Source organism: Schaalia sp. Marseille-Q2122 (assembly GCF_903645355.1).
In the GTDB taxonomy this organism is placed as follows: domain Bacteria; phylum Actinomycetota; class Actinomycetes; order Actinomycetales; family Actinomycetaceae; genus Pauljensenia.
The window spans coordinates 206221-220957 of the sequence record NZ_CAHJXR010000002.1 but is presented as its reverse complement, the minus strand read 5'-3'; the positions used below and the strand labels follow the sequence as shown (position 1 = coordinate 220957).

The 14737-nt window shown below is 55.9% G+C and carries 8 protein-coding genes; 3 read left to right on the top strand and 5 right to left on the bottom strand.

The window, feature by feature from the left end; all coding sequences use genetic code 11:
- Positions 1-73 precede the first annotated feature (73 nt).
- Positions 74-1105, bottom strand: a complete 1032-nt coding sequence (locus HWX48_RS01960; RefSeq protein ID WP_175954109.1) for a glycosyltransferase — start codon at positions 1103-1105, stop codon at positions 74-76.
- 172 nt (positions 1106-1277) lie between these two features.
- On the opposite strand from HWX48_RS01960, the gene HWX48_RS01955 reads away from it, so the two are divergent.
- The gene (locus HWX48_RS01955; RefSeq protein WP_175954107.1) at positions 1278-1577 is read left to right on the top strand and encodes a hypothetical protein; all 300 of its coding nucleotides are present in this window, start codon (positions 1278-1280) and stop codon (positions 1575-1577) included.
- Between the two features lie 135 nt (positions 1578-1712).
- Complete coding sequence (locus tag HWX48_RS01950) at positions 1713-2990, top strand: MFS transporter (RefSeq protein ID WP_175954105.1); 1278 nt, start codon at positions 1713-1715, stop codon at positions 2988-2990.
- Between the two features lie 464 nt (positions 2991-3454).
- Here HWX48_RS01950 and HWX48_RS01945 read toward each other — a convergent pair whose 3' ends face one another.
- Positions 3455-4822, bottom strand: coding sequence for a sodium:alanine symporter family protein (locus HWX48_RS01945; protein ID WP_175954357.1), 1368 nt, complete (start codon positions 4820-4822; stop codon positions 3455-3457).
- 265 nt (positions 4823-5087) lie between these two features.
- Here HWX48_RS01945 and HWX48_RS01940 point away from each other — a divergent pair, with 265 nt between their 5' ends.
- Positions 5088-7454, top strand: coding sequence for a glycogen/starch/alpha-glucan phosphorylase (locus tag HWX48_RS01940; RefSeq protein ID WP_175954103.1), 2367 nt, complete (start codon positions 5088-5090; stop codon positions 7452-7454).
- A gap of 169 nt (positions 7455-7623) precedes the next feature.
- Here the strand turns inward: HWX48_RS01940 and HWX48_RS01935 are convergent, their stop codons facing one another.
- From HWX48_RS01935 to HWX48_RS01925, 3 genes are all read right to left on the bottom strand, one after another.
- Entirely contained in the window at positions 7624-7959 is a 336-nt protein-coding gene (locus tag HWX48_RS01935; protein WP_175954101.1) for a putative quinol monooxygenase, read from the bottom strand.
- A gap of 107 nt (positions 7960-8066) precedes the next feature.
- On the bottom strand, positions 8067-11408 hold the full coding sequence (locus HWX48_RS01930; RefSeq protein WP_175954099.1) for a ZmpA/ZmpB/ZmpC family metallo-endopeptidase: 3342 nt from the start codon (positions 11406-11408) through the stop codon (positions 8067-8069).
- Positions 11405-14482 carry a ZmpA/ZmpB/ZmpC family metallo-endopeptidase-related protein gene (locus HWX48_RS01925; RefSeq protein WP_175954097.1) on the bottom strand — a complete coding sequence of 1026 codons (3078 nt, stop codon included), beginning with the start codon at positions 14480-14482 and terminating at the stop codon, positions 11405-11407. The genes HWX48_RS01930 and HWX48_RS01925 overlap by 4 nt, the downstream gene beginning before the upstream one ends.
- Positions 14483-14737 lie beyond the last annotated feature (255 nt).

The following is a 14737-nucleotide window of genomic DNA, read 5'->3' as shown; positions in this document are numbered from 1 at the left end:
CATCGAGCCCTCGCACTCGCCACTCCTTCCCGGCAGCATGGAGTAACGAGGGAGACGCGGACGGCGACCCCTCCTAGTTGTAGCCCAGCAGCGCTTGGGACACCTTGTACCCGATGGTCGACATGATGCGACCAGCGCGACCGGGAACTGAAATGAGGGTACCGAGCAGATCAGCGCGAACGGCAGCGCAGGATTCGGGGTCTGCAGCTGCGAATTCCTCCCACAGGCGCTCGCGCAGCTCAAGGTGCTCAGGCGTGCCCGAGCGCAAAAGCATCACTGAGCACACCACAAAATTAATGCGCAGATAGTGCGTCATATAGCGATACAGCGGTGCTGGCACTTCGCCCTGACGCGGCATCGCATCAACCATTCCCCCATTGACACGAAGAAGCTGATCGATACGGCCAATCATGACCTTCTCATTGACGGATTGGTCGTCACGGCCAATGAAGTAACGGTAGAGATCAACATCCAGATAGCGCAGGGTCTGCACGAGGGGCAAAGGAATGAAGGAGTAGAGGTAGTCAACGTAGAACGTGTGCGTGGGCAAGGCCAACCCCGAGGCACGGACCAGTTCAGTACGCAAAATCAGTGCGTGCATCATCAGATACTGGTCATAGCGGCAGCGGCGCATCTCCTCCCATGAGAGAGTCCGGCCGGTTGGCAGCACGTTGCGGTAGCGAATAACCGCCTTACGGGAGCGCCCTTGCTTTTCGTAGACATAGTTCGTGACCAGCAGATCCAGGGTGTCTGCACTATCACGACAGGAGCCGAGGACGTCAAGAACTTCCCGCATCGCTGCACGATCCACCCAGTCATCTGAGTCGACAACCTTGAGATAATCCCCCCGAGCAGCGGCAATACCCGCATTGAGGGCGCCACCGTGACCGGCGTTTTCTTGGTGAATGACGCGGACGATACCCGGATGATTCGCGGCCCAAGTGTCAGCGATTTGCGCCGTACGATCGCGAGAGCCATCGTTGACGACGACGATCTCGAGATCAGTTCCGTAGCCAACTAAGGTACGCAGGCAACGATCCAGGTATTCCTGGGAGTTATATGCCGGGACAATGACGGTGAGCAGCGGAGAATCAGAGTGCGCCATACGTCAATCATGCCCGATTTTTGGAAGAAAGTCCTCATCCTCCATGCACCCCTGGAAGGGCACTTTTGATAAGCAGAATGATTCCCACATCCAATAAGGTAAAGAAATTGCAATATCGCACTGAGCGGGGGATACTTTCCTCATTAGCCATCACTTGTCTAAGGAGAACACCATGACCGATCAGCACGCAGAACACACCATCGCTGAGCACGAGCACGGCGAAAACTGTGGACACGAAGCAGTCCAGCACGGTGACCACGTCGACTACATCCACGGCAAGCACCACCACGCCCTTCATGGTGACCACTACGATGAGCACGGCACCGTTGCTGAACACAGCGTCGAAGAACACACCCATGGTAAAGACTGTGGTCATGAGGCTGTTGAGCACGGCGACCATGTTGACTACATCCATGATGGACACCGACATGCCCTTCACGGCTCCCACTACGACGAGCACGGAGAGCACTGATCCCCTCCAGATCGTCTCAAAGAATTGAGCTCCCTTCCCACCCCTTTCATGGTCTAAGGAAGGGAGCCTTTTTGTGGGTGAGGGTCAAGAACTCCTCCATAGGATTAGCATTGCAACGCAGTATGCTGGACTTTCGTGGCTGCTTATCCTCAGTTATCACACAATGCTGCATTCCGCCGATTGTGGTGGGGGCAAACAGCGGGCTTCTTGGGTTTCCAAGTTGCGACGCTAGTGACCTCGACAACAGCGATTAGTGTCTTGCAGGCGTCGAATGCTGAAATCGGTGTCGTAAATGCCGCCCAGCTCGCAGCGTTCCTTTTTCTTGGCCTCCCTGCTGGAGCGTGGGTGGATCGTTGGCGCAAGAAGCCAACAATGGTGGTGGCCAACGTTGCCCGCACATTAGCGCTCGCCTGGATTCCTGTGGCGTGGCTTGTTGGGGTCTTAGATGTGCTGCAGCTAATTATCGTTTCGGCTTTGGTTGGCGTGTCATCGGTCTTTTTTGATGTGGCCAGCCAGTCCTTAATCCCTCGTCTTGTTGCTGTTGACCAGATCAGTGCAGCAAATGGACGTTTAGAGGCATCGTTTCAGGTCACGCGCATTGCAGGTCCTGGTATTGCTGGCTGGCTGATGGGGCTGGTCAGTATCCCTTTGTCGTTTCTCGCCGCATCGTTGACCTATGCGCTCTCTGCTATCACTATCGCCCGGATCCCGGTGGAGGAACCTCCCTCTGAGCGTCCAACAGATGGAGGCTTATTCTCACAGATTCGTGAGGGCATTGCTTTCGTCCGCTCCGAGCCTCTTCTTGGACCACTTTTTCTCTCTATTGCATGGGCATCACTGACCACTCAGGGAGTATTTGTCCTTACCCCTGTTATTGCCCTGAGGATTCTTGGCGTTTCACCCTCTGCGTTAGGAACCTTGCTTGCTATTGGTGCCCTGGGAGGCATCGCGGGAGCGTTTCTTCACTCGCGTGTCGTGACTCGTCTGGGCGTTGGCCGCACCATTGTCTGGTGCTATACCATCGGCTCTGCCGCCGCTATCGGTTTAGCGATTGCCCCCTATGCAGGTGATTATGCACTTGCAGTTTTTATTGTCGCCAATGTTGTCATGGCCTTCTTCAGCACCCTCTACAACATTACGCAGATGAGCTTGCGGCAGTCCCTGTGCCCGAGGCCGCTCCTTGGGCGAGTCAATGCCACTTTCCGCTTCGCTGTGTGGGGCGCTATGCCAGTGGGTGCCTTGCTGGCGGGTTGGGCGGCTGATTACCTGGGTATTGTGCCCACGACCGTCCTCTTCATTGCCTTGTCCTTGACGGCAGGGGTTGCCATGGCACTGACCCCTGCAGCCAGGCTCCGCACGGTGCCACTCCCCCATCAAGTGGAGTCTGCGCAGGAGTTGGAGTGTGCCCCATAGAAGGGTCCCAACATCGTCATACATAGCGGCGGCTTGTCGACCCACCGGTGACGCACACGCCACCGGTATGACATCAAGGCACCGTTTTGGGGGTGTTTGACGAGGGCGACGGCGCGGTTGGGTCTGGCCGGGTAGAGCCGTTGTGGGGCGAGGGTTGCGGCCGTGTTCGCTTGAGGCTGGGATGCCCGTGTGTTCCCCTGTCCTATGGGAGCGGCGTTGTAGTTTTTGGGGGTTATGCGGTGTGGAAACTGCAACGCCGTGTGTAAATCTGTGAAGGCGCCGCGTGGTTGGGCATAGGAGCTGGAGCGGAGCGAAGGCGAGTGGGCACAAGCGGCCCAGCCCGCAGGCCCAAGCCTGAGAAAAGCCCCCGCAGGTACCCTCGCCTCTTGCAAGGCGCACCTGCGGGGGATCGTGATATTCATTGGGCGGCTGCACTCAACAGTTCTCAGCGCGCCGTCCCAGTCTCACTTCCAGTAGTCGAGCTGGTCGGAGACACCGTTGACTGCGGCAACATAGACCGGATCCTTGCCGTCACGGCGTTGCTTGCGGTAGTCATCAAGGGCGCGCATTGCCTTTTCACTGAGGATCAGGATTGTCGGAATGTTGATCAGCACCATCAGGCCCATGAGGATGTCAGCGGTATTCCACGCAACGGAGAACTCTGCGGTGGCACCGAAGAATACGATAACGGCCGAGGCCACGCGGAAAATAAGCAGGTCGATCATGGTGGGTTCACGACGGAGGACGAATTGAAGGTTTGCTTCTGCGTAGAAGTAGTTACCAATCAGCGTCGTGAAGGCGAAAAGGCACAGGGCGAGGGTCACGAGGTGCTGGCCCGCATCGCCGTAAACCGTCTGCCAGGCCGCCTGAACCAGTGGAGATGCCTTGAGGTCTTCGCCGCCTTGCACACCGCTGGAGAGGACTGCCAGTGCGGTGGCCGTACAGATAACCATGGTGTCGATCCAGACGGAGAGCATCTGCACCAGCCCCTGCTTTACGGGGTGAGAAACGGATGCCGAGGCCGCAGCGTTGGGAGCCGAACCGACGCCAGCTTCGTTGGAGTAAAGGCCTCGTTTAATACCGAGCATGAGGGCAGAACCGACGAATCCACCAAAGATTGCTTCGAAGTCAAAGGCAGAACGGAAGATTTCAGCGAAGACGGCGGGGATTGCGGTGATGTTCACGACGATGAGCACTAGGCACAAGGCGATGTAAATAAGTGCCATGAGGGGAACGAGGAAGGCTGTCACTGAGGAGAGTCGCTTAATGCCACCCCAGATAGAGCCGAGCACGAGGAGGGCTAATACGCCACCAACAATGTAGGGGGTGACGTCCTCGGAGAAGAAGGAGTAGGTGCTGAAGGTGTCCTTCACGGTGAAGGAGGCCACGAGGTTGAAGCCGCCGACGTAGGTGGCAATGAGGGCTAGAGCAAAAATGTATCCCAGCCACGGCAACCTGAGACCTTGCTCAATGTAGTACGCGGGACCGCCGTAGGAGTGTCCTCCTGCGGAACGACGCTTGTAGATCTGTGCGAGCGTTGATTCAACGAATGCGGATGCTGCGCCGAAGAATGCGATAACCCACATCCAAAAGACCGAGCCGGCACCGCCGAGGGCGATTGCGGATGCCACTCCTGCGATGTTGCCGACGCCCACTCGTGATGCGGTGGAGAGCATGAGCGCTCGGAAGGAAGAGATGGATTCTTCGTCGTGAGGTTTTTCTCCCACGACTCGAATCGAGTCCACAAGGAGCGTCAAGGGCAGCGCCTTGGTACGGATGAAGAAGTAGACTCCGGCGCCAATGAGAATGGCAATGAGTACGTAGGTGTACATGATGCCGCTGACAGCTTCAAGATATTCGTTGAGCACTAGCGCTACCTTTTCCTCGATGTGGGAGCATATTTCAGCCCTGACAATACCCTTCACTTTAACGGGCTGGAATTACTTTTACCAAGGAATCTCAAAGCGAAGTCCTTCAGCTTCGCCTCGTCGCAGAGCTACGCCACGCCCTGCACTGTCCCCCGCGATGGTGTGCATGTAAACTAACGAATGTTGTTTCATCGGCTTTCACGCTGATTTCACAAGCAAGGAAAGAAGAATGACCCACGACCTGACTGAAACCTTTTCATCGCAGGTGCGCGCCGGCTCTGGCCGCCCTGTCGCCGATTCCACCCCTATGGAGATCTGGCAGGGCCTGTCCGCAGCCGTCGTTGACCAGCTCGCCGATGCCTGGAGCGAAACCGATCGCACCTACAAAGCTGGCCGCATGGAACATTACTTCTCCGCCGAGTTCCTCATGGGCCGCGCCCTCCTGAACAACCTCTCGAACCTCGGTCTGGTTGAGGAAGCCCGCAAGGCACTCGCCGCTCACGGCCAAGACCTGTCCGTCATCCTCGAAGAAGAACCGGACGCCGCCCTCGGCAATGGTGGCCTGGGCCGCCTGGCAGCCTGCTTCCTCGACTCCTGCGCCACCATGGACCTGCCCGTCACCGGCTACGGCATCCTCTACCGTTACGGCCTGTTCAAGCAGCTCTTCTCCAACGGCTTCCAGACCGAGCACCCTGATCCCTGGATGGAAGAGGGCTACCCCTTCGTTATCCGCCGCGAAGAACAACAGCGCATCGTTTCCTACGCTGACCTGAAGGTTCGCGCCATTCCCTACGACATGGCGATCACCGGCTACGGCACCAAGAATGTCAACACCCTGCGTCTGTGGAAGGCAGAACCCATCGAAGAGTTCGACTACGACGCCTTCAATTCCCAGCGCTTCACTGACGCCATCATTGACCGCGAACGCACCATGGATATTTCCCGCGTTCTCTACCCCAATGACACCACCTTCGAAGGCAAGGTTCTGCGCGTCCGCCAGCAGTACTTCTTCTGCTCGGCCTCGCTTCAGGACATCGTGGAGAACTACGTCGCTCACCACGGCACCGACATGTCCAAGTTTGCGACCTACAACTCCATCCAGCTCAACGACACCCACCCGGTGCTCGCCATCCCCGAACTCATGCGTATTTTCCTCGATGAGTTCGAGATGGGTTGGGAAGAATCCTGGGAGATCATCACCACAACCTTCGCCTACACCAACCACACGGTGCTTGCTGAAGCCCTTGAAACCTGGGATATGACGATCTTTGATCGCCTCTTCCCCCGCATTGCTGAGATCGTGCGTGAAATCGACCGCCGCTTCCGCCTCGACATGAACGAGCGCGGTCTTGACCAGGGCACCATCGACTACATGGCACCCCTGTGCGGCAACACCGTACGTATGGCATGGATTGCCTGCTACGCCTCCTACTCCATCAACGGCGTGGCAGCCCTGCACACCGAGATCATCAAGCGTGAAACCCTTAAGGAATGGCACGCCCTGTGGCCCGAGCGCTTCAACAACAAGACCAATGGTGTGACCCCCCGCCGTTGGCTCAAGCAGTGCAACCCCCGCTTGGCCGAGCTTCTTGATGAAGTCACCGGCTCTGACGCCTGGGTGCGCGATCTGTCCGTCCTGGCTGACTTCACCGATTCCGTAGATGAATCCGTCTACAAGCGCCTTGCGGACATCAAGCATGCCAACAAGGTTGACTTCGCAGCATGGATCCTGGAACGCGAAGGCATTGAGATCAACCCCGACGCCATCTTCGACGTTCAGATCAAGCGCCTGCACGAATACAAGCGCCAGCTTCTCAACGCTTTCTACGTCCTTGACCTCTACTTCCGCATCAAGGACAACCCCGCTCTGGACGTTGCCCCTCGTGTCTTCATCTTCGGCGCCAAGGCAGCCCCTGGCTACATCCGCGCCAAGGCAATCATCAAGCTCATCAACGCAATTGCGGAGCTTGTGAACAACGATGAAGAGGTCAATGACCGCATCAAGGTGGTCTTCGTCCACAACTACAACGTCTCCCCCGCCGAGCACATCATTCCTGCAGCCGACGTTTCTGAGCAGATCTCGACTGCCGGTAAGGAAGCATCGGGCACCTCGAATATGAAGTTCATGATGAACGGCGCCCTTACCCTGGGCACCCTCGATGGCGCGAACGTGGAAATCCTGGACGCTGTGGGTGATGAGAACGCCTACATCTTCGGCGCGAAGGAAGAAGAACTGCCTGAGCTGCGTCGCACCTACGATCCTCGCTGGCACTACGAGAATGTTCCCGGCCTCAAGCGCGTCCTCGACGCCCTTGTCGATGGGACGCTGTCCGACAATGGTTCGGGCTGGTTCCACGACCTGCGCTGGAGCCTGCTTGAGGCAGGCTACGATCCGGCCGACGTGTACTACGTACTGGGTGATTTCGCCGCCTACCGTGAGACCAAGGACGCGATGGCAGCCGACTACGCTGACGCGCGCGCGTGGGCTCGTATGGCGTGGGTCAATATCACCCGTTCGGGTCGCTTCTCCTCCGACCGCACGATTGGCGACTACGCCCGTGAGGTGTGGAAGATTGAGGCTACCCCGATCGCCTGACGAGGCCGAAAGGCTTATTTTGACTGCGCTTTACTGACGCGCATGATCATTGACGCGTCGGGGGTGTCCCCGACTGTGATCGTAGGGTTGAAGGTTCAAGACTGAGCCTTCAACCCTACGATCCTTTTATTTCGCAGTTTATGTTGTTGATGGGCACTCCACCCTTCACCTACTGAATTTGTTCCTTTCTCCCGTATTCCCTAGCATTCTCCTGAGCCGCTATTTCACTCACAATGTACTCGCGCTTGATGTGGGCAGTCTGTGCGCCCCACTCACTAGCGAGAGTCCGCCGCTGGTGTGCATCAAAGGAAGCTTGGGAATCAAAAAGCTCATTGACGTGCCAAATCAAAGGATTGACGCTATCTTGAGTGACCTCGAAGGAGATGCACCCTTCCTCAGCGCGAGTGAACTCAATATGCGCAGGAAGAAAGGCCTGGACGAGGCCAAGTTCGCGCTCATCCTTACAGCTCAGTATTCCCGAGAGCGCGATATAGGGAGTGTTCATCCCCCAACTATGCGGAGTACTCCACCAAAAAGCAACAACCTTCGTAGCACGGTCTGCAGGTACGCGCGGTGCCAGCAGGCCGCGATACGAAGGTGAAGCCCGCGCTGTTACTCACGGCGGCGACGGCCTCGCAAAGCAGCAATACCGAGCGCGGCTCCGATGGCCGAGATCGTTCCCAGCATAGCGGTCCCGCCCCCTGTACGCGCCAATGTCACAGGATTATTCTGTGCTGACTGAGCGTTCGGCTGATGCTCGAAAGTACTCTCGATAGAGGTTCCGTAAGGAACCAGATCATGTGTTGTGTGCTCTGCGCTGTCTGCTTGAGGTGAAGAGGGGACAATCGTTTCAGGCTCTGACACAGAGCCAATCTCATAGGTCGGCAAAGACTCAACTACGGGAGCGTTACCAGGTAGCACTTCGATCTCATAGCTAGGTAAGTATGGCAGATACGGAGCAACACGCGGCACACAGGAATACTCATCACCCCCATTTTGTTCACTCAGTGTCGTCTTAAGGCGATCCAAATCTACGCGCGCTTGCATGAGGGCAACCTGTGCGTTCTCCCGGTCCTGTTGTAGTGCTGCAAGCGCTGCAGAGTGTCGACTAATGTCCTGTTGTGCATCTTCATAACGCCTCAATGCATCCTGGACTAGGGCAATTCTTCTACGCAGCTCCTGAAGTCCCTCTACGATCTGAGGTGCTTCTTCCGTTTGCGATCCTATCAACAAGGCATCTACTGTCAGCCCAGCAAGGTGACGTTGACGTTCCTGAAGGCGAGATACAGTTGCTGCCAATTCTTCAACGCGCGTCTGAGCGCGTTCAGTCGTCTGCTCAGCCCGAGTGAGACGATCAAGCACGGAGGCGTGGCCAAGATCTGCCGCATCACTGAGCTGCTTGGCGGCCTCAAAAGCGAGCATCAATGCGCGCAACGACTGCAAACGTAGCACCTCGCGATCACGATCCTCACGCTGCGTTGAGTCCTGAAGGATACGGGCCTCCACTGCGCGCAGCTGTGCCAGCGTATCTGTCAGGCTTTGCTGAGCATTCTTGAGCGACGCCTCAGCAGCCGCAAACTCTTCCTGGGCCTCGGAAAATCGACGGAACATTTGCTCAACCTCGGCGGAACGTTCCTGACGGAGCTGTTGGGCATGATCGAACGCGCTTTGGTGAACAGCGACGCGCTGCCTCAATGTAGCGAGAGCGGAAAGCAGATGCTCAATGTGACTATCGAGTTGCTGAATTTGCGCTTCGCTGGCAATCTTCCGATCACGGCTGAATCCTAGGGCGTCAACAGCCTTCCTGGCCTCGGCCTCTGCACGAGCCATGGCCTGCCGGGCACTCGTCAGCGCTTCATTGCGGTTGTCACGACGCAGCTGAAAAGTCTTCAAGGTCTCCTGATTATCCAAGAGCTCAGAATCCGCAGCACGGAATGCTTCCTGCGCGTGCCGCACCTGAGTCTCAGCGTCTGTTACCTGCCGCCGTAGTTCCGTCATCATAGCTTCATCAAGTGAAGCGGTCGGCGGTACTGCAAACTTTTCCTGTGAACGGTCCAGAGATGGGCGTTCAAGAGCAGGAAGCGGGACACGCACCGTAGCCTCTGGTTTGCGCAGCATTGTCCATGGCAGCAGCTGGTCAACATCATCAGTAAACATTGAGGACTTAAACTCCTGTGTTTGCCGCATGAGTTGACTGAACACCTCCCCCTTGAAGCGATAGACTTTTGACCTGGTTGATCCCTGGCGGCTGTGAGCAATATCCTCCGCCATCAACTCCCTGAAACGAGTTGCTAGCTCCTCAAGGGTTGTATAGGTCTCCTGGATTCCATCAAAGGAGACTGTAATCGGTTGTAAATGCGTGGTGGCACGTTGCCGAATCATCGCATACGCCTGCTTACGATAGTCCTTTAACGTGGAATACGGATCGGAGGCAAAAATCTTAGGCATGATGAACGTGTCTGGCATATCGCCAGCCCCCTCGCGTCGCGCCTCGCCTAGCAAGCGTGATGAGGTGTAGGGGACAAACCCTTCCTCAAATCCCTTCGCGGCCCACAGTTCCAAGGCGTTACGTCTAAACGCCGTCTCGCCCGTCGTGCCAACAGAAGACTCTCCCGTGCCATAGATTGGGTCAAGGATCGTGACATTTGGGTAGCCATTTCGTTCTATCGGACCGTTAGTTGGCGCATTCACGCGGCGCATCATCAACGAGTGGTCAATCATGTCATTAATCGATGCCAAACGCATATCCGCAATGTCCTGAGCCGAAAGTGCATCGTAAGAGTTCACGGTAACTCCCTGAGTCACATGATTCCCTAACTTCATCAGCATCTTTGACAGTGCTTCAGGACTCTGCCCGATCATCGCCTCAGCCTCTGCAAGATCCAACAGATAAATCGCATTGAAGTACCCCTTGAAATACTGGTCCATATCCGTCATCGTCTGGAAACGGTCGGGGTGGGCGTTATGCAAATACCAACCATTGTGGTTACTGAAATCGGCGGACTGATTGAAGCCGAAGGCCCCGCTAGAACGGGTTGTGGGATTTTGCAGCAGTGACACCGGGTACATTTCAGGCAGCACGTAGATTCGTCGCCCTTCCCCGCCAAGGAAGACAAAACGATCCAGATTATGCACCATCTCGTGGGTGAAAATCGTTATGCCGTATGGTTCGAGCGACTTCGTGTGAACCATAAACGTCGCATCACCACTGGAATATGCGCCGACTGGGGAAGCTTGGTACCACTTGCCGATCGGGCCAAAGAAATCCTCCACCGAACGAATAGCTGACGATCCATACTGGGCCGACCATCCCGCTGCGGTGCCGTAGCCATCCCACGCAGGAATGTCATTCAGCAGATGGCGTTTCGCCTTATCTGACGACACGCGATACCACATATCGTAGTAGTCGCGGTATCGCTGCGCATAGTACTGAATGCGTCGCTTTATTTCCTCTATCTTCCCTGCACGCTGCTCGGCCGAGAGATGACGCTTATCGTAGTAGCGCTCAAAAGACCCCATTGTCACACTAGTCATGTGAACCATAATGAAAATATCATTCTCTCGTACGGTCAACACCGGCAGTAAAGCTGCCTTGTATTTCGTGCGCTTGAAACGCTCTGACGCTCGTACATCATGGTCAGGCAGTTCCAGTGAAGGGGTCTCTACCACGTGAGCCTTTGTCGTCCCACGGAACCATTCGTCGAAATCCCGTGTGGTCGTGAACTGTTGACGTGTCGATTCGAGCAATTCAACGACATCAACGTGACGCGCGTACGGAGACACGTATTTGACTAGCGTTTCCGTGTTCTTTTGCGGGTCTAAGTGATAGTAGTCCTTACCCAGTTCGATGAGCCAATCAATGGGACTCTTGCGTGAACCGTAAAAGTCTTGACGGAAGACCAACAGATCGCGCAGATTCACCGCTCCGAAGTCAATGTTGTACCACTTATTCACGTACGCAAGACCCAACAGGAAAGCTTCCTTGTTGTCAGGATCTTGCGTTTGAGTGCCTCTTCACTGCCTGGCGCTGTTGCGGTTGTACGCTCTTGGGCAATGATCTTCTCAAGCACAGCATTCAAGGAATCACGCTGTTGGTTGAAAGCGTTCCGAAGGTAAAGCAAGCCACGAAGTTCAGCGGATGCGGCATCCTTACGTTCGGTTTCGGAACCTTGCTTCGTACTCAGTGTGGTTCGCCACTTCGCCGCGTCAACCAGCGTCGACATGTCAATGTCGTCAAACTCAACAGCCGCCAGCTCTTGACTCATCTGTGCCACAAGTGCCTGAGAAGGCGTCGCAAGACGAACTGGAGCATACGGCAAGCCGCCGGCCATCTGGTATACAACAAATGCCCCACGGTCAAGGCGCCCAGTCTGACCGCTGCGTGATGACGAAGCGTTTGCAGCGGATGCCTTATCCTGTGGACGCACTACGCGGCGCTCAACACTGTGGTCTGAGTAATGCAAAAACACCCCGTCAACCGTCTGAGCAGCATCAATTGGAGCGAAAGCGATCTGCCCGCCAATAGTCGGCAGTGCCGAACGCAGGGTCTTGGTCACTAACGGGTCAGAATCCTCCAGCATGTTCGCCGCATGGACAATCATTTGAGGTGAGGCAAGGGGCATAAGCAGCGCGTAGTTTCTGTACGCCTGAAAGCGTTCGACACGAGCCTCAGCCACTGTAGAGTACCGATTCGGCGAAGCATCCACCCCGGAGGTAGTGACCACCCCCACGCTTTGGTTCTGGGCGGACTGAGGACGCACATGGTGGGTGAGGTTCAACGCCTCGTAGGCTGCCTGCCCTTGAGTGACGCTGACCTGAGTGCCAGCGTGGTGAGCATCAGGGGTGCCACTGGCTTCTCCGTCAATGTAGGTAATATTGCGCATCGGAACATTGAGGTTGTCACCGTGCCCGAGATTCCCACCAGTGACCGCCATACCCGACACGATAGAGTCCACCGCGCCATGGTTACCATTCTCAGAACGAAGCGAACCGACAATACCCCCAGCCATCCCGTTATTTCGGCGCTTCCCGAGAGTCCCGCCAACATACGAGTTTGATAGAACCGCACCATCGGTCAGGCGACCTACCAGCCCGCCGATCGCGTTATTGGGCCTGCGGAAGAAGGTTTCGATGGTCACCTGGGCGGCAGAGTTTCTCACCGTCCCGCCCGACATCGCGCCTATCAAACCGCCAGAGGCACCACCCTCGCGACGCCAATTGGAATATAGCTGCCCGTCAAAAAACACCGATTCGAAGGTGGCATTCTGGGCCTCAGCAACAATGGCTCCTACAAACTTTTGACCTTCAATACGGCCTTGAACACGCACGTGTCGTACATGAGTATTCTGACCTTCAGCACGTTGAGCCAAAGCGGCTGCATTATCGTCTGATGAGTCAATATGCACGCTCGCAAACGCCAAGTTCTTGACCTGAGCGCCGTTCGTTAAAACACTAAATAGCGGCTTGATCAGGCCACTGATCGAGTGCCCCTGACCATCCAAGGCACCCGTAAAGGGCACTGTTACATACGCCTGGCCGTGAGCAACATCAGTGGAATCAACTTGGAGGTCCGCACCGACACGAAAAGTTCCGTCGGGGGTTGCGTTCATCGCCTCCACCAAAGAAGCAAAAGTGCGATACACCGTAGGGGCTTGCGGGTCGCTCTTAGGAACCGACAAGGTCACCGTCGGAATGTGCGAAAAACCGCCGGGGACGGTGGCGTGCACGGTGAATGTAGGGTTATCTCCCTGAGTGTTTTCTTCGATCGAGGTGACAGGCATCGACAGCTCACGCCCGTCAGGTAGGGAAGACCGCAAAAAGTAATTGTTCAGATCGCGTGGAGCACTTGCCAATTCCGCAAGTCGTTCAATATTACCCCCGTTATCGCGGAATAAAGCAAGGCCGTGGGTCAAGATCTCACGACTAACGACGTCAGAGACATCGAAAGTAGGGATGTTTTCTTTGCTTTCCTCAGCAACCAGGAGAGTGCGCAACTGTTCAAGTTGTTTAGTGACTTCAGCTAACTCTGCCTGTCGTTCCTGGCGGGCGCGGTTAGCTGCTTGAATTTCTTCCTCTAGGGCACCGATCTGGTCATTCAGTTCCGACAGCGCACGTTCTGTCTCGACGACCTCAGAATTGCGTGCGTCCAGGCTCTCTTGAGCCTGCTGGACGTCGTGTTGCCGTTCGGCAAGTTCTTGTGTGAGCGATTCCAAGGCTATGGAAGTTTGAGCACGTTCATTTTCTGCTTCCGCCAAGTTATTACGTGCTTGGCGGACAGCCTCTGAGTCGGGGCCAGCCTCTTGAGTGGCACGCGCAAGATCCTCACGGCGCATCATGAGATTCTCTTCTGCTGTCTGGAGAGCTTGCTGCGCAGCCACGAGATTCTCAGTCGCCTGGGTCACGCGGTCTTGAGCGGCAGATTCCTCCTCCGCAGTTGCCACCACCTGTGCCGCAAGCTCAGTGTGGCGGCGCTGGATCTCATCACGTTCAGTAGATACCCGCTCAATGATCCGATCGAGGTCTACGATCTGCTCGTTTAACGTATCAATACGAGCGTTCAGTGCATTACTCGTCGGCAACTCGTTGCCGGTTTCGCGATCTGCTGGCGCACTTGCCGCTTCCACAGCGGTTCTCTTCGCAACGAGTTCCTCGCTGGCACGAATGTACTCCTCGTGAGCATGTTCGCGTTCTTCCTGAAGTGTATTGAGCTCGCTGCGGGCGAGAGCGAGGTCAGCTATTTCCCGTTCATTGTCGATACGGGCATTGTTGTAGGCTTGGTCAACCAGACTCTGTTCGCGAGTAATCTGCTCACTCAGATTTTGCTGCGCTTCGTTACGTTCCCGCTCAGCGAGAGAAAGCTCAGCTTGGCTCAGTATCAGGGCGTTCTCATACTCATTCGTCTGTTGTGCGGCAGAATCATGTTCTTCGATTGCGCCCTGCAGAGTCTGTTCGGCTCGAGCCACGTTCTGTTCTGCCTCGTGAATATCCTGCGCTGAAGGGGTTCCGGAGGGCGTATCGGCGGTAGTCACCCGTGTGCACTGTAGATCGGGGGAGGTTTCTGATGTCGTTGACGTGTCATATGCATGGGCAGGAACGACAACTTGCGCAGATAAGGCTGAACTTGCAAGAGCAATCGTGGCGATCTTAGTTGCAGAAGATGGACTGCTGTCGGGGGCCATGAATACTATTCCTTTGGCGAAGCACTGTGTGGGGGATGTATGCCGTTTGGGCATACCACAGACAGTGTAGTGACATCCCATAGCAGAACGTAGCAAAATTCTCTG

Excerpts from the sequence above, each read along its gene's own strand:
- HWX48_RS01940 (WP_175954103.1), top strand. The coding sequence starts at position 5,088 with ATGACCCACGACCTGACTGAAACCTTTTCATCGCAGGTGCGCGCCGGC.
- HWX48_RS01955 (WP_175954107.1), top strand. The coding sequence starts at position 1,278 with ATGACCGATCAGCACGCAGAACACACCATCGCTGAGCACGAGCACGGC.
- HWX48_RS01935 (WP_175954101.1), bottom strand. The coding sequence starts at position 7,959 with ATGAACACTCCCTATATCGCGCTCTCGGGAATACTGAGCTGTAAGGAT.
- HWX48_RS01960 (WP_175954109.1), bottom strand. The coding sequence starts at position 1,105 with ATGGCGCACTCTGATTCTCCGCTGCTCACCGTCATTGTCCCGGCATAT.
- HWX48_RS01945 (WP_175954357.1), bottom strand. The coding sequence starts at position 4,822 with ATGTACACCTACGTACTCATTGCCATTCTCATTGGCGCCGGAGTCTAC.